The 19,245-nt window shown below is 56.6% G+C and carries 15 protein-coding genes and 1 other annotated feature; of the genes, 11 read left to right on the top strand and 4 right to left on the bottom strand.

Annotation, left to right across the window (positions count from 1 at the left end; genetic code table 11):
• Positions 1-461: 461 nt before the first annotated feature.
• Entirely contained in the window at positions 462-3,608 is a 3,147-nt protein-coding gene (acrB, locus tag IM284_RS07460) for a multidrug efflux RND transporter permease subunit AcrB (protein WP_047367620.1), read from the bottom strand.
• Positions 3,609-3,630: 22 nt separating this feature from the next.
• A complete protein-coding gene (acrA, locus tag IM284_RS07455) occupies positions 3,631-4,824 on the bottom strand; it encodes a multidrug efflux RND transporter periplasmic adaptor subunit AcrA (protein ID WP_028012190.1) in 1,194 nt (397 codons plus the stop codon).
• Positions 4,825-4,965: 141 nt separating this feature from the next.
• Here acrA and acrR point away from each other — a divergent pair, with 141 nt between their 5' ends.
• Both acrR and mscK read left to right on the top strand, forming a co-directional pair.
• Entirely contained in the window at positions 4,966-5,619 is a 654-nt protein-coding gene (gene acrR, locus IM284_RS07450) for a multidrug efflux transporter transcriptional repressor AcrR (RefSeq protein WP_023310602.1), read from the top strand.
• A 112-nt stretch (positions 5,620-5,731) separates the two neighbouring features.
• A complete protein-coding gene (mscK, locus tag IM284_RS07445; RefSeq protein ID WP_047367621.1) occupies positions 5,732-9,079 on the top strand; it encodes a mechanosensitive channel MscK in 3,348 nt (1,115 codons plus the stop codon).
• Position 9,080: 1 nt separating this feature from the next.
• On the opposite strand, the gene rsmS is transcribed toward mscK, so the two are convergent.
• Together rsmS and priC are read right to left on the bottom strand one after the other, a co-directional pair.
• Positions 9,081-9,257, bottom strand: coding sequence for a pleiotropic regulatory protein RsmS (gene rsmS / locus IM284_RS07440; RefSeq protein WP_045631461.1), 177 nt, complete (start codon positions 9,255-9,257; stop codon positions 9,081-9,083).
• Positions 9,258-9,271: 14 nt separating this feature from the next.
• Positions 9,272-9,799, bottom strand: coding sequence for a primosomal replication protein N'' (gene priC / locus IM284_RS07435; RefSeq protein WP_047367622.1), 528 nt, complete (start codon positions 9,797-9,799; stop codon positions 9,272-9,274).
• 50 nt (positions 9,800-9,849) lie between these two features.
• On the opposite strand from priC, the gene IM284_RS07430 reads away from it, so the two are divergent.
• The 9 genes from IM284_RS07430 (at position 9,850) to IM284_RS07390 (ending at position 19,217) form a co-directional block, all read left to right on the top strand.
• Positions 9,850-10,227: a DUF454 family protein gene (locus IM284_RS07430; protein WP_047367623.1), complete on the top strand. Its 378-nt coding sequence runs from the start codon at positions 9,850-9,852 to the stop codon at positions 10,225-10,227.
• A gap of 151 nt (positions 10,228-10,378) precedes the next feature.
• Entirely contained in the window at positions 10,379-10,930 is a 552-nt protein-coding gene (apt, locus tag IM284_RS07425; RefSeq protein WP_000127359.1) for an adenine phosphoribosyltransferase, read from the top strand.
• An 88-nt stretch (positions 10,931-11,018) separates the two neighbouring features.
• The gene (gene dnaX, locus IM284_RS07420) at positions 11,019-12,947 is read left to right on the top strand and encodes a DNA polymerase III subunit gamma/tau (protein WP_047367624.1); all 1,929 of its coding nucleotides are present in this window, start codon (positions 11,019-11,021) and stop codon (positions 12,945-12,947) included.
• Positions 12,277-12,341, top strand: a sequence feature (DnaX frameshifting element). Its footprint overlaps the gene before it by 65 nt.
• Before the next feature lie 53 nt (positions 12,948-13,000).
• Positions 13,001-13,333, top strand: a complete 333-nt coding sequence (locus IM284_RS07415) for a YbaB/EbfC family nucleoid-associated protein (RefSeq protein WP_003858972.1) — start codon at positions 13,001-13,003, stop codon at positions 13,331-13,333.
• Positions 13,333-13,938, top strand: a complete 606-nt coding sequence (recR, locus tag IM284_RS07410) for a recombination mediator RecR (RefSeq protein ID WP_047367625.1) — start codon at positions 13,333-13,335, stop codon at positions 13,936-13,938. The genes IM284_RS07415 and recR overlap by 1 nt, the downstream gene beginning before the upstream one ends.
• Before the next feature lie 110 nt (positions 13,939-14,048).
• Entirely contained in the window at positions 14,049-15,923 is a 1,875-nt protein-coding gene (gene htpG, locus IM284_RS07405; protein WP_045259919.1) for a molecular chaperone HtpG, read from the top strand.
• A 195-nt stretch (positions 15,924-16,118) separates the two neighbouring features.
• Positions 16,119-16,763 carry an adenylate kinase gene (gene adk, locus IM284_RS07400; protein ID WP_006809841.1) on the top strand — a complete coding sequence of 215 codons (645 nt, stop codon included), beginning with the start codon at positions 16,119-16,121 and terminating at the stop codon, positions 16,761-16,763.
• A 124-nt stretch (positions 16,764-16,887) separates the two neighbouring features.
• The gene (gene hemH, locus IM284_RS07395) at positions 16,888-17,850 is read left to right on the top strand and encodes a ferrochelatase (RefSeq protein WP_041911054.1); all 963 of its coding nucleotides are present in this window, start codon (positions 16,888-16,890) and stop codon (positions 17,848-17,850) included.
• Between the two features lie 62 nt (positions 17,851-17,912).
• Positions 17,913-19,217 carry an inosine/guanosine kinase gene (locus IM284_RS07390; RefSeq protein ID WP_045260696.1) on the top strand — a complete coding sequence of 435 codons (1,305 nt, stop codon included), beginning with the start codon at positions 17,913-17,915 and terminating at the stop codon, positions 19,215-19,217.
• Positions 19,218-19,245: the final 28 nt, after the last annotated feature.

The raw sequence follows: 19,245 nt of genomic DNA, 5'->3' as shown, positions 1-19,245 counted from the left end.
GGATGGATACATCTGACTTAGCTACATGAGCGCTGTGTTCCTGATAACCTAACTATAAGCCACTCCTTCCTGGATTTCACCGCGCTATTACGAAAAATTACAAATAAAACCGCAGGCTGCGAGCGTCTACGCAAATGTTCATCCGAAACTGAACTTTTTTATCAGGATTAACGATAGTTTTTTCGCTTCCTTACATTTCATTGGCTTAGCTTACAGCCATAAGAAAAGTTCACATCCGGAGTTCCGTTTGTCTTAACTTTTAATTAGGAATATTCCTAACAACTTAAGCAGGGAAATAGATTTAAAAAAATCCTGAGTTCACCTATTAAGTTATCAGTTAATTATGATATGTCCGTTTAAGATGGCAGAAAATAAATAGGACCTCAATAAGCTTATTTTATGATTTTTTCTGAAAATGAAAAAGGCCGCAAATGCGGCCTTTTTATTATATGAAACCGGTATCAGTGAGGTTCTACCGAATGACTGTGCTCAACATCTTCATTCTTCCGGCTGAAGCGGCGGCGCACCACCACGAAGAACACCGGGACGAAGAAGATAGCCAGTACGGTCGCGGTGATCATACCGCCCATTACACCTGTACCGACCGCGTTCTGCGCACCGGAGCCTGCACCGGAGCTAATAACCAGCGGCATTACGCCGAGGATGAACGCCAGAGAGGTCATCAGGATTGGACGCAGACGCATACGCACCGCTTCCAGCGTCGCCTCAATAAGGCCTTTACCCTCTTTCTCCATCAGATCTTTGGCGAATTCAACGATAAGTATCGCGTTCTTCGCCGACAAGCCAATGGTTGTCAGCAGGCCTACCTGGAAGTACACGTCGTTGGTCAATCCACGGAACGTTGCCGCAAGCAGCGCACCAATAACCCCGAGTGGAACCACCAGCATAACGGAGAACGGAATTGACCAGCTCTCGTACAGCGCCGCCAGACACAGGAAGACCACAATCAGTGAAATGGCGTACAGGGCAGGGGCCTGGTTTCCGGACAGACGTTCCTGATAGGACATACCGGTCCAGTCATAGCCGATACCCGCAGGCAGTTTGCTGGCCAGCTCTTCCATCAGGTTCATGGCTTCACCGGTGCTTCGGCCCGGTGCGGCCTGACCCAGGATTTCCATCGACGGCAGACCGTTGTAACGTTCCAGACGCGGAGAGCCGTATTCCCAGTGTGACGTTGAGAAGGATGAGAACGGCACCATCTGACCGTTGCTGCCGCGAACGTACCAGTTGTTGATATCGTTCGGCAACATACGGTACTGCGCTTCGGACATGACGTACACTTTCTTCACGCGACCACGGTCGATGAAGTCGTTGACGTAGCTACCGCCCCAGGCCGCGCCCAGCGTGGTATTGATGTCGCTGATGGACACGCCCAGCGCCTGCGCTTTTTCCTGATCGATGTTGATCTTATACTGCGGCGTATCTTCCAGTCCGTTTGGACGTACGCCGACCAGCAGGTCAGGGTGTTTAGCCACTTCGCCGAACAGCTGGTTACGCGCCTGCGTCAGTTTCTCGTGACCCAGACCGCCCTGGTCGATCAGCTGGAAGTCGAAGCCGGTCGCCGTACCCAGTTCAACAATCGCTGGCAGGTTAAAGGCGAAGACCATCGCATCTTTAATCTGCGAGAAGGTGCCCATGGCACGGCCCGTGATCGCTTCAACTTTATTCTCATCGCCAGGACGATCCGCCCAGTCTTTCAGAGAAACGAAGGCGATACCGGTGTTCTGACCACGACCCGCAAAGCCAAAGCCGTTAACCGCAAACACGGATTCAACGTTCGCTTTCTCTTTGGTGAGATAGTAGTCCGTCACTTCGTCCAGCACCTTCTGGGTACGCTCTTGCGACGCCCCTGCCGGAAGCTGTGCCATCGTCAGGAACACGCCCTGGTCTTCATCTGGCAGGAACGAGCTTGGCAGACGAACGAACAGGAACGCCATCCCCACTACGATGATAATATAGAGCAGCAGATAACGACCGGTGCTGCGCAGGATATTGCCCACGCTGTCGGTGTAGTGGTGCGCGCTCTTATCAAACATGCGGTTAAACCAGCCGAAGAACCCTTTATGCTCGCCGTGACCGCCTTTCTGAACCGGCTTCAGCATGGTGGCACACAGCGCTGGCGTCAGGATTAACGCTACCAGTACCGACAGCGCCATCGCGGAGACGATGGTAATGGAGAACTGGCGGTAAATCGCACCCGTAGAGCCCCCGAAGAAGGCCATCGGGATAAATACCGCGGACAGCACCATCGCAATACCGACCAGCGCGCCCTGGATCTGGCCCATAGATTTACGGGTGGCTTCCTTCGGCGGCAAACCTTCTTCCGCCATCACGCGCTCGACGTTCTCTACCACCACGATGGCGTCATCCACCAGCAGGCCGATGGCGAGCACCATCCCGAACATCGTCAGGGTGTTTATCGAGAACCCAAAGGCTGCAAGGATGGCAAAGGTCCCCAGCAGAACGACCGGCACGGCGATGGTTGGGATCAGCGTCGCGCGGAAGTTTTGCAGGAACAGATACATCACCAGGAACACCAGGATGATCGCTTCTACCAGCGTTTTAACCACTTCGTGAATCGAAATTTTAACGAACGGCGTAGTGTCATACGGATAAACGATTTTCAGGCCTGACGGGAAGAACGGTTCCATCTTCTTCAGTTCCGCACGGATCGCCGTCGCGGTGTCCAGAGCGTTCGCGCCTGTCGCCAGTTTGATACCCAGACCGGACGCCGGTTTACCGTTAAACTTCGCGATGATGTCGTAGTTCTCACCACCCAGCTCAACCCTGGCCACGTCGCGCAGACGAACCTGCGAACCGTCCTGGTTCACCTTCAGCAGAATTTTGCTGAACTCATCGGCGGAGGTCAGACGGGTTTGCGCGATAATGGACGCGTTAAGCTGCTGGCCTTTCACCGGCGGCGTACCGCCTAACTGACCGGCTGCCACCTGGGCGTTCTGCGCTTTAATCGCGTTAATCACGTCAACCGGCGTCAGCTGGAAGTTGTTCAGTTTGTTCGGATCCATCCAGATACGCATCGCGTACTGGGAACCGAACAGCTGAACGTCACCCACACCGGACGTACGGCTGATGGCGTCCTTCATGTTGGCGCCCACGTAGTCGGAAATATCCTCCTGCGTCATGGTGCCGTTGGTGTTAATAACGCCGACAACCATCAGGAAGCTGCTGGACGATTTCTCGACGCTCACACCCTGCTGTTGCACTTCCTGCGGCAGAAGAGGCATTGCCAGCTGCAGTTTGTTCTGCACCTGAACCTGCGCAATGTCCGCATCCGTACCGGATTCAAAGGTCAGGGTGATCTGAACCGTACCGGTGGAGTCACTGTTTGAGGACATGTACATCAGGTTATCGATACCGTTCATGTTCTGTTCGATAACCTGAGTCACGGTATCCTGCACCGTTTTCGCATCAGCCCCCGGGTAGGTTGCGGAGATCGTTACCGCCGGTGGCGCAATCGTTGGATATTGCGCAACAGGCAGCTTCAGGATCGCAAGTCCCCCGGCCAGCATGATGATAATGGCGATCACCCACGCAAATATGGGGCGATCGATAAAGAAATTAGGCATGTCTTAACGGCTCCTGTTTAAGTTAAGACTTGGTTTGTTCTGACTGGCCAGCGGCCGAAGCTTGTTGTTTATCGTCAGATGTCACTTCCTGTGCTTTTACCTGCGCGCCAGGACGTACTTTTTGCAAACCAGTAACAATCACGCGATCGCCATCTTTCAGACCTTCCGTCACCAGCCATTTATCGCCAATCGCCTGCGTAGCGGTGATATTGCGCGTTTCGACTTTGTTATCTGCCCCAACAACCAGTGCGCTCGCATCGCCGCGTGGCGTACGGGTCACACCCTGCTGTGGAACAAGAAGTGCGGTTGGATTCGTTCCTTCTTCCAGACGCGCGCGAACGAACATACCTGGCAGCAGATTTTTGTCAGGATTCGGGAAAATCGCACGTAAGGTGATGGAACCGGTGGTCTGGTCGACCGTCACATCAGAGAATTCCAGAGTACCTTCCTGCGGGAACTTGATACCGTCGTTGGTAACCAGCTCCACTTTGGCTTTGCCGTTTTCCTGTTTCAGGGTGCCGTTAGCCAGCTCCTGTTTCAGGCGCAGAAAATCGTTGCTGGACTGCGTCACGTCAACGTAGATCGGATCAAGCTGCTGCACGGTAGCCAGCGCAGTGGTCTGCCCGTTCTGCACCAGCGCCCCTTCCGTCACGGCAGATTTACCAATACGACCGCTGATAGGGGAGGTCACTTTGGTATAGGCCAGGTTAATGCGTGCAGTTTCGACAGCCGCTTTGGCTGCTACCACGGCCGCGTTAGCCTGCTGGGCATCTGCCAGCGCGGTATCGTAATCCTGTTGACTGATGTACTTCGTGCCGAGCAGTTTCTGATAGCGGTTCAGCGTCAGCTGAGCGATTTTTGCCGCCGCTTGTGCTTTAGCCAGGTCACCTTTCGCGCTTTCATAAGAAGCCTGATAGGTCGCGGGATCAATCTGATACAGAGACTCACCGGCCTTCACATCGCCGCCTTCGGTAAAGTTACGTTTCAGGATAATGCCGCTAACCTGAGGACGCACTTCCGCAATGCGGTAAGCGTTTGTACGGCCTGGTAATTCTGTGGTGATCTGCAGAGGTTCAGATTTGAGTGTCACAACGCCGACTTCTGGCGCCTGCTGAGCTCCTTGTTGAGCCGGTTTGTCGTCACATCCTGTAAGCGCTAAGCTGCCTGAGAGCATCAGAACGACCGCCAGAGGCGTTAACCCTCTGTTTTTGTTCATATGTAAACCTCGAGTGTCCGATTTCAAATTGATCAAGGGTCCTGAGTCTAAAAACCCATTGCTGCGTTTATATTATCGTCATGCTATGGTACATACATTCACAAATGTATGTAAATCTGACTCCTGTAAATTCACCTACCTATGGCACGAAAAACTAAACAACAAGCGCTGGAAACCCGACAACACATTCTGGATGTGGCAATACGTTTGTTCTCTCAGCAGGGTGTTTCTTCTACCTCGCTGGCGCAAATTGCTCAGGCTGCCGGTGTGACGCGGGGAGCGATTTACTGGCATTTTAAAGACAAGTCAGATCTGTTCAGTGAAATCTGGGAGCTTTCAGAGTCCAGCATTAGCGATCTCGAGAGTGAGTATCGGGCAAAATTCCCTGACGATCCACTCTCAGTATTAAGAGAAATATTAGTATATATCCTTGAAGCAACGGTAGTTGAAGAGCGTCGCAGATTAATGATGGAAATTATCTTTCATAAATGTGAGTTCGTGGGCGAAATGGCGGTGGTGCAACAGGCGCAGCGCAGCCTCAGCCTGGAGAGCTACGATCGTATCGAACAGAACCTGAACCTGTGTATGCAGGCAAAGCTGTTACCGGCCAATTTACTCACCCGCCGGGCGGCCATCCTGATGCGCAGCTACATTTCAGGTCTGATGGAAAACTGGCTTTTTGCGCCGCAATCCTTTGATCTCAAAGAGGAAGCCCGCAGCTACGTGGCGATTTTACTGGAAATGCTACAGCTCTGCCCGACGCTGCGCAGCGACGCGCCTTCGCTCACGGCCTGAGCCCTTCCAGGATTTATCTCAGAGGCTTACGTTCTCGCTATTCTGCTTCCGACGAGCGTGATATTCTTCACGCCGGACTATTTTCGGTCATCTGCTGACATCATTCACAACTATGCTGCCCATCAATCGCTCGCAACATCCTGTATTTGCATTGCTCTTTGCTATGCTGTTTTTCTTCTCCACCGCGCCGCTTACCTGGGCCCGCGCAGACAACAGCACTGATATTCCCTCGCGCAGTGAAATTCAGTCGCAGCTCGACACCCTGAACAAACAAAAAGAGCTCTCTCCTCAGGAGAAACTCACCCAGCAGGATCTGACGGAAACGCTGGAAAACATTGATAAGATTGAGCGCGTTAAAGCTGAAACCACCCAGCTTCGTCAGAAGGTGGCGCAGGCGCCGGAGAACATGCGTAAGGCCACGGAAGCGCTGAGCGCGCTGAGCGACGTCGATAACGACGATGAAACGCGCAAAACGCTCGCCACGCTCTCCTTACGCCAGCTGGAATCGCGCGTCGCGCAATTGCTCGACGATCTGCAAACCGCACAGTCTGACCTCGCGACTTACAACAGTCAGCTCGTCTCCCTGCAAACCCAGCCCGAGCGCGTGCAAAACGCGATGTACGCCGCGTCTCAGCAGCTGCAGCAGATCCGCAACCGCCTGAACGGCACGACGGTAGGGGAGGGCACGCTGCGCCCGACCCAGCAAACCCTGCTGCTGGTTCAGCAGTCGCTGCTCAATGCGCAAATCGAACAGCAGCGTAAAAGCCTGGAAGGGAATACGGTGCTGCAGGACACGCTCCAGAAACAGCGTGATTACGTGACGGCGAATATTAATCGTCTGGAGCATCAGCTTCAGCTGTTGCAGGAGGCGGTAAACAGCAAACGCCTGACCCTGACGGAAAAAACCGCTCAGGAAGCCGTCTCGCCGGACGAAACTGCCCGCATTCAGGCCAACCCGCTGGTGAAGCAGGAGCTTGAGGCTAACCACCAGCTCAGCCAGCGCCTGATACTGGCGACGGAAAGCGGCAACTCGCTGGTTCAGCAAAATATTAAAGTGAAGAACTGGCTGGATCGCGCGCTGCAGGCGGAGCGTAACATCAAAGAGCAGATCGCGGTTCTGAAGGGCAGCCTCCTGCTGTCGCGTATTCTCTACCAGCAGCAGCAGACGCTGCCGTCTGCCGACGAGCTGGAGGACATGACCAACCGCATTGCGGATTTACGTCTGGAGCAGTTTGACGTCAACCAGCAGCGCGATGCCCTTTTCCAGAGTGATGCCTTCGTCGCCAAAATTGAAGAGGGGCACTCCAGTGACGTAAACCCGGAAGTGCATGACGCGCTGCTCCAGGTGGTGGATATGCGCCGTGAACTGCTGGACCAGCTCAATAAACAGCTGGGCAACCAGTTGATGATGGCAATTAACCTGCAGATCAACCAGCAGCAGCTGGTCAGCGTGTCAAAAAGCCTGCAGGAGATTTTGACGCAGCAGATTTTCTGGGTGAACAGCAACAAGCCGATGGACTGGGACTGGATTAAGTCCTTCCCGGAGACGCTGAAAACGCAGATTAAGAGCATGAAAATCACCGTGAACTGGGAGAAAGCCTGGCCTGCGGTAATGATTGCTTTCCTGGCGGGCTTACCGCTGCTGCTGATTGCCGGTCTGATCCGCTGGCGTTTGAAATGGCTGAAACAGTACCAGGCGAAGCTGGCCTCGGAAGTAGGGCAACTGCGTAACGACAGCCAGCTCCATACGCCAAAAGCGATTCTGATCGATCTCATTCGCGCGCTGCCGGTGTGCCTGATTATTCTGGCCGTGGGCCTGATCCTGCTCACGATGCAGCTTAACGTCAGCGATCTGCTCTGGGCGTTCAGTAAAAAACTGGCACTGTTCTGGCTGGTATTTGGCGTGTGCTGGAAGGTGCTCGAAAAAGACGGCGTGGCGGTGCGTCACTTCAACATGCCTGCGCAGCTGACCAGCCACTGGCGTCGCCAGATTGTGCGCGTCAGCCTGGCGCTCCTGCCGCTGCACTTCTGGTCGGTAGTCTCCGAGCTTTCCCCGCTGCATCTGATGGATGATGTGCTGGGTCAACTGGTCATTCTGCTCAACCTGCTGCTGATTGCGATCCTGATGTGGCCGATGTGCCGCGACAGCTGGCGTGATAAAGAGTCCCACAATATCCGTCTGGCCACCGTGACGGTGCTGGCGATCATTCCGCTGGCGCTGATGGTGCTTACGGCAACGGGCTACTTCTACACCACGCTGCGCCTGTCCGGGCGCTGGATCGAGACGGTCTATCTGGTGATCGTCTGGAACCTGCTCTATCAGACCGTGCTGCGCGGCTTAAGCGTCGCGGCCCGCCGCATTGCTTACCGTCGTGCCATTGCGCGTCGTCAGCATCAGGTGAAAGAGGGGGCTGAAGGCGCGGAGCCGCAGGAAGAGCCGACCATCGCGCTGGAGCAGGTTAACCAGCAGACGCTGCGTATCACCATGCTGGTGATGATCGCGCTGTTTGCGGTGATGTTCTGGGCGATCTGGTCTGATTTAATTACCGTCTTCGCTTATCTCGACAGTATTACCCTCTGGCAGTACAACGGTACCGAAGCCGGCGCGGCGGTGATGAAAAGCGTCACCATGGGCAGCCTGCTGTTTGCGCTGGTGTCGTCGGTGGTGGCCTGGGCGCTGATTCGTAACCTGCCGGGTCTGCTGGAAGTGCTGGTGCTCTCAAGGCTGAACCTGCGTCAGGGGGCGTCTTACGCCATCACCACCATTCTGAATTACGTCATCATTATCGTCGGGGCGATGACGGTATTCGGCTCGCTGGGCGTCTCGTGGGATAAACTGCAGTGGCTGGCGGCGGCCCTCTCGGTCGGTCTTGGTTTTGGCCTGCAGGAGATCTTCGGTAACTTTGTCTCCGGCCTGATTATCCTCTTCGAACGTCCGGTGCGTATCGGCGATACCGTCACCATCGGTACGTTCTCCGGTACCGTCAGCAAGATCCGAATTCGTGCGACCACCATCACTGACTTCGATCGTAAAGAGGTGATCATCCCGAACAAAGCGTTCGTGACCGAGCGTCTGATCAACTGGTCGCTCTCGGATACCACCACGCGCGTGGTGATTCGCCTCGGCGTTGCCTACGGTTCCGATCTGGATAAAGTGAAAGAGGTATTGCTTAAAGCTGCTAAATCGCATCCAAAAGTCATGCACGATCCTGCGCCAGATGTCTTCTTCACCACCTTCGGGCCAAGCACGCTGGATCACGAGCTGCGTTTATACGTGCGTGAACTGCGCGATCGCAGCTACACCGTTGATGAACTGAACCGCGCGATCGACCGCCTGTGCCGTGAAAACAACATTAACATCGCCTTCAACCAGCTTGAGGTTCACCTGCATAATGAGAAAGGTGATGAGCATACGGAAGTGAAGCGCGACATTAAGGGCGACGACCCGACTCCGGCTTAATCTATTTTCCCTCTCCCACAGGGAGAGGGTTAGGGTGAGGGGGAAGTTTCCCCTCAAAATCCCGCCGCACAATCTCCAGCGCTTTAAGCACCGTCTCGGCCGGGATCTCATGATTCTCCAGCAGCATAATCAAATCGACGGCCAGCTTGACCTCGTCGGGTGCATTTTCCAGTGACATAGATGTGGCTCCAGTTAACGGGTCAGGCGTTCAATCACGCGTTCAATCTCATCCAGCGCCTGACGGCAGCGGACTATGCGGCCTTCCAGCGCGCTAATCTCGCGCATCAATAGCTGCTGCTCTTCCAGCGTTTCGCTGTTGTTCAGGCGGGCTTCGCGCTCGCGCTTCATCTCAAACAGACGCCGCTCAAACTCCTGGTTCTCCAGCCGCTTGCGCTGCCATTTTCCCAGCCCAGGCGAGGCGCTGTCCCACGCCCGTAGCGGCCAGGCGGCGATTTCGCGGTGCAGGGCGGTGATCTGCTCGGTAAGATGCTCCGCAAGCCACACCACCTGTTCCTGCTGTTCACTCTCAACCGCGTGGCGAAGCTCATCGAGGTTGGTCTGCATCTCAGCAAGGTAATCCTGAATGACGGTGCTGCGGGTGCGGAAAAGCTGCCGGTCAAAGCGCGGTTTCAGCGTGGCGTGTCCCATCAGCGGCGTGGCCTGCGCCCGCAGAGCGATCAGCTGATTTTGCAGCTTCTCAAGAAGCAGTGCTGTTTTCAATGCGCTCTCCAGTGGTAAAGTAGCCGTTCAGTTTGATAACGATTCGCATTATGCAGCGTACTATTTTAATCATCATTGGCTGGCTCGCGGTAGTGCTGGGTACGCTAGGTGTGGTTTTGCCCTTGCTGCCGACCACCCCGTTTATCCTGCTGGCCGCCTGGTGCTTCGCCCGCTCGTCGCCGCGTTTTCACCACTGGCTCCTGTTCCGCTCGTGGTTTGGCGGCTACCTGCGGCACTGGCAAAAACACCGGGCCATGCCGCCCGGGGCCAAGCCGCGCGCCATTGCCTTTATCCTGATCACCTTCGCCGTTTCGTTATGGCTGGTGAACATGATGTGGGTGCGTATTCTGCTGCTGGCGATCCTGGCCTGCCTGCTGATCTTCATGTGGCGGATCCCCGTGGTTGATGAAAAGCAACAAAAGCACTGAAGCCTCATCATGGCGGTTGCAATTATGGCGCGCAGCCAGTAAATTCGACCGTTTTCGAGCACAGGTGCGCCTGGTCAAAGGTTAAACAACTGTTACTTTGACCGACTCGTCGCGCGCCGTGAGTAACACTGTTTCATTTAGGCACAAACCGATGACCGCAACTGCACAGCAGCTTGAATATCTGAAAAATAGCATCAAAAGCATCCAGGACTATCCAAAGCCTGGCATTCTTTTCCGTGATGTCACCAGCTTGCTGGAAGACCCGAAAGCGTACGCGCTCAGCATTGAACTGCTGGTGGAGCGTTATAAAAACGCCGGGATCACCAAAGTAGTAGGTACCGAAGCCCGCGGCTTCCTGTTTGGCGCACCGGTTGCGCTGGCGATGGGCGTGGGTTTTGTGCCGGTGCGTAAGCCGCGCAAACTGCCGCGTGAAACCATCGCGGAGAGCTACGAGCTGGAGTACGGCACCGATCAGCTGGAGATCCACGTTGACGCGATCAAGCCTGGCGACAAAGTGCTGGTGGTGGACGATCTGCTGGCAACCGGCGGCACCATTGAAGCGACCGTCAAGCTGATCCGCCGTCTGGGTGGTGAAGTGACCGACGCGGCCTTCATCATCAACCTGTTCGATCTTGGCGGTGAACAGCGCCTGGAAAAACAGGGCATTACCAGCTATAGCCTGGTGCCTTTCCCGGGTCATTAATCCCGGTTTTCACAACCTCGCTCAATGAGTGAGGTTGTGATAGCATTCCCCTCCATAAATTCACCTTCCAGCGTTGCAGAGCCTGCCCATGAGTTATCAGGTGTTAGCCCGTAAATGGCGACCACAAACCTTTGCTGACGTTGTCGGTCAGGAACATGTGCTGACGGCCCTGGCGAACGGCTTGTCGCTAGGTCGCATCCATCACGCCTATCTTTTTTCCGGCACCCGCGGCGTCGGTAAGACTTCTATTGCCCGTCTGCTGGCGAAAGGTCTCAACTGCGAAACCGGGATCACCGCCACCCCGTGCGGCGTATGTGACAACTGCCGCGAGATCGAGCAGGGGCGTTTTGTCGATCTGATCGAGATCGACGCCGCCTCGCGCACCAAGGTGGAAGACACCCGCGATCTGCTCGACAACGTGCAGTACGCCCCGGCGCGCGGCCGCTTCAAGGTCTACCTGATCGATGAAGTGCACATGCTGTCGCGCCACAGCTTTAACGCCCTGCTGAAAACGCTGGAAGAGCCGCCCGCGCACGTTAAATTCCTGCTGGCGACCACCGATCCGCAAAAGCTGCCGGTTACCATCCTGTCGCGCTGCCTGCAGTTCCACCTGAAGGCGCTGGACGTTGAGCAGATCCGCGCTCAGCTTGAGCACATCCTTGACGAAGAGAAGATCGTTCACGAGCCGCGCGCCCTGCAGCTGCTGGCCCGCGCGGCTGACGGCAGCCTGCGTGATGCGCTAAGCCTGACCGACCAGGCGATTGCCAGCGGTGACGGCAAGCTCTCGACCGAAGCGGTCAGCACCATGCTCGGCACGCTGGATGACGATCAGGCGCTGTCGCTCATCGAAGCGATGATTGCCGCCAACGGCGAGCGCGTGATGTCGCTGGTGAACGCGGCCGCTGCCCGCGGTATTGAGTGGGAAGCGCTGCTGGTCGAGATGCTCAGCCTGCTGCACCGCGTGGCGATGCTGCAGCTGTCTCCGTCGGCCATCGGTGCGGACATGGCCGCCATTGAACAGCGGATGCGTGAACTTGCCCGCACCGTGCCGCCTGCCGACGTGCAGCTGTATTACCAGACGTTGCTGATTGGCCGCAAAGAGTTACCGTTCGCGCCGGACCCCAGGATGGGCGTCGAAATGACGCTGCTGCGCGCGCTGGCGTTCCACCCGCGCATGCCGTTGCCGGAGCCGGAAGCGCCGCGGCAGTCTTTTGCCCCGGTCGCCCCTACGGCGGTGATGTCACCGCAGCAGGTGCCGCCGCAGCCGACGCCGCCGCCACAGCAAAATGTGCCGCTGTCGGATGCCACCAGTTCGGTGCTTGCCGCACGCAGCCAGCTGCAGCGTGCGCAGGGAGTAACCAAACCAAAAAAGAGTGAACCGGCAGCGCCAGGAAGAGCGCGGCCGGTGAACAACGCCGCGCTTGAACGACTGGCCTCGGTAACGGAGCGCGTACAGTCGCGCCCGGCACCGTCCGCGCTCGAGCAGAAAGCCCCGGTGAAAGAAGAGGCTTACCGCTGGAAGGCGACCACCGTTGTTGAAACGGTCAAGGAAGTGGTCGCCACGCCGAAAGCGCTGAAAAAGGCGCTGGAGCATGAAAAAACGCCGGAGCTTTCCGCGAAGCTCGCCGAAGAGTCCATCGCGCGCGACGCCTGGGCCGCTGAGGTCAGCCAACTCCAGCTGCCGAAGCTGGTGGAGCAGGTCGCGCTAAACGCCTGGAAAGAGCAGGACGGCAATCAGGTGCGTCTGCACCTGCGTCCGGGCCAGCGGCACCTCAATTCCCCTGGCGCGCAAAAGGCGCTGGCCGAGGCGCTTGCTGCTTTACAGGGTTCACCGGTTGAATTGACTATCATTGAAGATGATAATCCGGCAGTGAAAACGCCGCTCGAGTGGCGCCAGGCCATTTATGAAGAGAAGCTCGCGCAGGCGCGCGAGGCAATTATTGCGGATAACAACATCCAGACCCTGCGCCGGTTCTTCGACGCCGATCTGGATGAAGAGAGTATTCGCCCCATTTGATCGTGAGTCTGACTTACGGTTGTAATCCTTAACGTGAAAGAAGAGAGAAGCCTATGTTTGGTGGAAAAGGCGGTCTGGGTGGCCTGATGAAGCAGGCTCAGCAGATGCAGGAAAAAATGCAGAAGATGCAGGAAGAGATCGCTCAGTTGGAAGTCACGGGTGAATCCGGTGCCGGTCTGGTCAAGGTGACCATCAACGGTGCGCACAACTGCCGTCGCGTTGAAATCGACCCGAGCCTGCTCGAAGACGACAAAGAAATGCTGGAAGATCTGGTTGCAGCCGCGTTTAACGATGCCGCTCGCCGTATCGATGAAACCCAGAAAGAGAAAATGGCCTCTGTTTCCAGCGGTATGCAGCTGCCGCCGGGCTTTAAGATGCCATTCTGATGCAAACCAGTCCGCTGCTCACGCAGTTAATGGAAGCACTGCGCTGCCTGCCGGGCGTTGGCCCGAAGTCGGCGCAGCGCATGGCGTTTACGCTATTGCAGCGCGACCGCAGCGGCGGGATGCGCCTGGCGCAGGCTCTGACCCGCGCCATGTCAGAAATTGGTCACTGTGCGGATTGCCGGACCTTTACCGAGCAGGACGTGTGTAACATCTGTACGAACCCGCGTCGTCAGGAAAACGGTCAGATTTGCGTGGTGGAGAGTCCGGCGGACATCTACGCCATCGAACAAACCGGGCAGTTTTCCGGCCGCTACTTTGTGCTGATGGGGCATCTCTCCCCGCTGGACGGCATTGGCCCGGACGATATCGGTCTTGACCGCCTTGAACAGCGTCTTGAGTCCGAAACCATCAAAGAGGTGATCCTCGCCACCAACCCGACGGTGGAAGGGGAGGCAACCGCCAACTATATCGCCGAGCTGTGCACGCAGTACGGCGTTGACGCCAGCCGCATCGCCCACGGCGTGCCGGTCGGCGGCGAGCTGGAGATGGTCGACGGCACCACGCTGTCGCACTCGCTGGCCGGACGACACAAGATTATTTTCTGACCAAACGGAGGCCGCGCGCGCGGCCTCCGCTTGAAAATTTCCCCCCTTATCCCCATCTCTCACTCAACGTTTTACAACCCCATTAAATGGCATTGTTGAGGTCGACTTAGATGAAAGGACAAGAAACCCGTGGTTTCCAGTCAGAAGTAAAACAGCTTCTGCACCTGATGATCCATTCCCTGTATTCCAACAAAGAAATTTTCCTGCGTGAGCTGATTTCCAACGCCTCCGATGCGGCGGACAAGCTGCGCTTCCGCGCGCTGTCCAATCCGGATCTGTATGAAGGCGACGGCGAACTGCGCGTGCGCGTCTCTTTCAACAAAGAGAACCGCACCCTGACCATCGCTGATAACGGCATCGGGATGAACCGCGACGAGGTGATCGACCACCTTGGCACCATCGCTAAATCCGGCACCAAAGCGTTCCTGGAGTCCATGGGCTCTGACCAGGCGAAAGACAGCCAGCTGATCGGTCAGTTCGGCGTGGGCTTCTACTCGGCGTTTATCGTGGCGGACAAAGTCACCGTGCGCACCCGTGCCGCGGGCGACAGCGCCGAGAACGGCGTGCTGTGGGAATCCAAAGGGGAAGGCGAATACACCGTTGATGACATCACTAAAGCGGATCGCGGCACCGAAATCACCCTCCACCTGCGCGAAGGGGAAGACGATTTCCTGAACGACTGGCGCGTACGCTCCATCATCAGCAAATATTCCGACCACATTGCGCTGCCGGTAGAGATTGAAAAACAGGAAGAGAAAGACGGTGAAACCGTGGTTTCCTGGGAGAAAATCAACAAGGCGCAGGCGCTGTGGACGCGTAACAAGGCTGAAATCAAAGACGACGAGTACAACGAATTCTACAAGCATATCGCCCACGACTTTACCGACCCGCTGACCTGGAGCCACAACCGCGTGGAAGGGAAGCAGGAGTACACCAGCCTGCTGTATATCCCGGCACAGGCGCCGTGGGACATGTGGAACCGCGATCACAAGCACGGCCTGAAGCTGTACGTGCAGCGCGTCTTCATCATGGACGACGCCGAGCAGTTCATGCCGAACTACCTGCGCTTTGTTCGTGGCCTGATAGACTCCAACGATCTGCCGCTGAACGTCTCCCGCGAAATCCTCCAGGACAGCACCGTCACCCGTAATCTGCGTAACGCCCTGACCAAACGTGCGTTGCAGATGCTGGAAAAACTGGCGAAAGACGACGCGGAAAAATACCAGACCTTCTGGAAACAGTTCGGCCTGGTGCTGAAAGAAGGTCCAGCGGAAGACATGGCGAACGTTGAAACCATCGCTAAACTGCTGCGCTTCGCCTCTACGCACACCGACTCCTCCGCCCAGACCGTGTCGCTGGAAGAGTACGTCTCCCGCATGAAAGAAGGGCAGGAGAAGATCTACTACATCACCGCTGACAGCTATGCGGCAGCGAAGAGCAGCCCGCACCTGGAGCTGCTGCGTAAGAAAGGCATCGAAGTGCTGTTGCTTTCTGACCGCATCGACGAGTGGATGATGAACTACCTGACCGAGTTCGACGGTAAGGCGTTCCAGTCCGTTGCCAAAGCCGACGAGTCCATCGACAAGCTGGCGGATGAAGTGGACGAAAGCGCGAAAGAAGCCGAGAAGGCGCTGGAGCCGTTCGTTGAGCGTGTCAAAACCCTGCTGGGCGACCGCGTGAAAGAGGTACGCTTCACGCACCGTCTGACCGATACTCCGGCGATTGTCACCACCGATGCCGACGAAATGAGCACCCAGATGGCGAAGCTGTTCGCCGCGGCGGGCCAGGCCGTGCCGGAAGTGAAATATATCTTTGAGCTTAATCCGGATCATCCGCTGGTGAAACGCGCGGCGGATACCCAGGATGAAGCTCGCTTTGCCGAGTGGGTTGAACTCCTGCTGGATCAGTCCCTGCTGGCCGAGCGCGGCACCCTGGAAGATCCTAACCTGTTCATTAAACGTGTGAATGCGCTGCTGCTGGCGTAACTGACCACGTCTCCCCTGGTCTTCTCCCTCTCCCCGTGGGAGAGGGCCGGGGTGAGGGCACCAGACCGCACTCTCCCAAATTATCTCCCCCCATTAACCGTTTCAGCCTTCCCGCCTTCCTTGAGCCACGCCCGTTCTGGTGGTATTGTTTAGCGCTTTTGAAAAATTGAAACGACATTTGAGGGGATTTTCGCAATGCGTATTATTCTGCTTGGCGCTCCGGGCGCGGGTAAAGGAACTCAGGCTCAGTTCATCATGGAGAAATACGGTATTCCGCAAATCTCCACCGGTGACATGCTGCGCGCCGCTGTAAAATCTGGCTCCGAGCTGGGTAAACAAGCGAAAGACATCATGGACGCAGGCAAGCTGGTAACCGACGAGCTGGTTATCGCGCTGGTTAAAGAGCGCATTGCGCAGGAAGACTGCCGTAACGGTTTCCTGCTGGACGGCTTCCCGCGCACCATTCCTCAGGCTGACGCCATGAAAGAAGCGGGCATCAACGTGGACTACGTTCTGGAGTTCGACGTACCGGACGAGCTGATCGTTGACCGTATCGTTGGCCGTCGCGTACACGCTGCCTCTGGCCGCGTTTACCACATCAAATTCAACCCGCCTAAGGTTGAAGGCAAAGACGACGTGACCGGCGAAGAGCTGACCACCCGTAAAGACGATCAGGAAGAGACCGTGCGTAAACGCCTGGTGGAATACCATCAGATGACCGCGCCGCTGATTGGCTACTACACCAAAGAAGCGCAGGCGGGTAACACCAAATACGCCAAAGTTGACGGCACCAAAGCCGTGGCTGACGTACGTGCAGAGCTGGAAAAAATCCTCGGCTAATCACGCGCCTCTCACCCGGGCTTCCGGGTGAGAAATATTCTCATCTTACCTATTACAGCAATGGGTTTCGTTTAAACGCATTTCCGCTACAATTGACAACCTATCAAATGGTTAAGAGGCGTGAATGAGTCAGGCGAAAACCGGCATCCTGCTTGCCAATCTGGGCACCCCAGAAGCACCCACTCCAGCGGCGGTAAAACGCTACCTGCGACAATTTTTAAGCGACACGCGCGTCGTGGATTTTCCGAGACTGCTGTGGTGGCCGCTGCTGCGTGGCGTCATTCTGCCGATTCGCTCTCCGCGCGTCGCCAAACTTTATCAGTCCGTCTGGATGGAAGAGGGCTCGCCGCTGATGGTGTACAGCCGTCGTCAGGAAAAAGCGCTGGCCGCCCGTCTGCCGGATATGCCCGTCGCACTCGGCATGAGCTACGGTAAACCTTCGCTGGAAAGTGCCGTCGACGCGTTGCTGGCACAGGGCGTTGATCATATCGTCGTGCTGGCCTTGTATCCGCAGTACTCCTGCTCGACGGTGGCCGCCGTCTGGGACGAGCTGGCACGTATTCTGAAGACGCGTCGCCGCATTCCGGGCGTGACCTTTATTCGCGATTACGCCGATAACGACCTCTACATCAAGGCGCTTGCCAACAGCGCCCGAGCATCGTTTGAGAAACACGGCGAGCCGGATCTGCTGCTGCTCTCCTATCACGGTATTCCGCAGCGTTTCGCCAACGAAGGGGATGATTACCCCCAGCGCTGCCGCGATACCACCCGCGAGCTGGTCTCCGCCCTTGGCCTGCCGCCGGAGAAGGTGATGATGACCTTCCAGTCGCGCTTTGGCCGCGAGCCGTGGCTGACGCCGTACACCGATGAAACCCTCAAAATGCTCGGCGAGAAGGGCGTAAAGCACATTCAGGTGATGTCGCCGGGCTTCTCGGCGGACTGCCTTGAAACGCTGGAGGAGATCGCGGTGCAAAACCGGGAATTTTTCCTTGAGGCCGGCGGCGAAAAGTATGAGTACATTCCGGCGCTTAACGACTCACCTGAGCATATCGACATGATGGTCTCGCTGGTGACGAACAGCCGCTGATCGCACTCCGGGCCGGGTTTGTGCTACCATTCCCGGCCCATATTCTTCGTACAGTTCAGACCATGAAATTTCCCGGTAAACGCAAATCCAAACACTACTTTCCCGTCGATGCCCGCGATCCGCTCCTGCAGCAAATCCAGCCTGAAAATGAAACCAGCGCGGCCTGGGTTGTCGGTATCGACCAGACGCTGGTGGACATTGAAGCGAAAGTGGATGATGAGTTTGTCGCCCGTTACGGTCTGAGCGCCGGTCACTCTCTGGTGATTGAGGACGACGTTGCCGAAGCGCTGTATCAGGAGCTGGTGCGCGAAAATCTGATTACCCATCAGTTCGCTGGCGGCACCATCGGCAACACCATGCATAATTACTCGGTGCTGGCAGATGACCGCTCGGTGCTGCTCGGCGTGATGTGCAGCAATATCGAAATCGGTGGCTACGCCTACCGCTACCTGTGCAACACCTCCAGCCGCACCGATCTGAACTATCTCCAGGGCGTAGACGGGCCGATTGGCCGCTGCTTTACGCTGATCGGCGAATCCGGCGAGCGTACCTTTGCCATCAGCCCGGGCCACATGAACAAGCTGCGCGCGGAAAGCATTCCCGAAGAGGTGATCGCGGGCGCGTCTGCGCTGGTGCTGACCTCCTACCTGGTGCGCTGCAAGCCGGGCGAGCCGATGCCGGAAGCGACCATGAAGGCGATTGAGTACGCCAAAAAGTACGATGTGCCGGTAGTGTTAACCCTGGGCACCAAATTCGTGATTGCCGATAACCCGGAGTGGTGGCAGACCTTCCTGAAAGAGCACGTCTCCATTCTGGCGATGAACGAAGAAGAGGCCGAGGCGCTGACCGGCGAGAGCGATCCGCTGCTGGCGTCCGACAAAGCGCTGGACTGGGTGGATCTGGTGCTCTGCACCGCGGGTCCGGTTGGGCTGTATATGGCGGGCTTCACCGAAGAAGAGAGCAAACGCAAAACCCAGCACCCGCTGCTGCCGGGGGCGATTGCGGAGTTCAACCAGTACGAGTTCAGCCGCGGCATGCGCCACAAAGACTGCGTGAATCCGCTGCGTATCTACTCCCACATTGCGCCGTATATGGGCGGGCCGGAGAAGATCATGAACACTAACGGCGCGGGCGACGGCGCGCTTGCCGCGCTGCTGCATGACATTACCGCGAACGCCTATCACAAAACTAACGTGCCGAACTCCAGCAAGCACAAGTTCAGCTGGCTGACCTATTCGTCGCTGGCGCAGGTGTGCAAGTACGCGAACCGCGTGAGCTACCAGGTGCTGAACCAGCATTCTCCACGCTTAACGCGTGGACTGCCGGAACGAGAAGACAGCCTTGAAGAGGCGTACTGGGACAGGTAAAAGCAAAACGGCAACCTGTGGTTGCCGT

Origin of the sequence: Enterobacter cloacae complex sp. P12RS, from assembly GCF_014895875.1 — a bacterium.
In the GTDB taxonomy this organism is placed as follows: Bacteria; Pseudomonadota; Gammaproteobacteria; order Enterobacterales; family Enterobacteriaceae; genus Enterobacter; species Enterobacter bugandensis.
The sequence above is the reverse complement of the archived record's forward strand: the minus strand, read 5'-3'. Positions and strand labels throughout refer to the sequence as shown.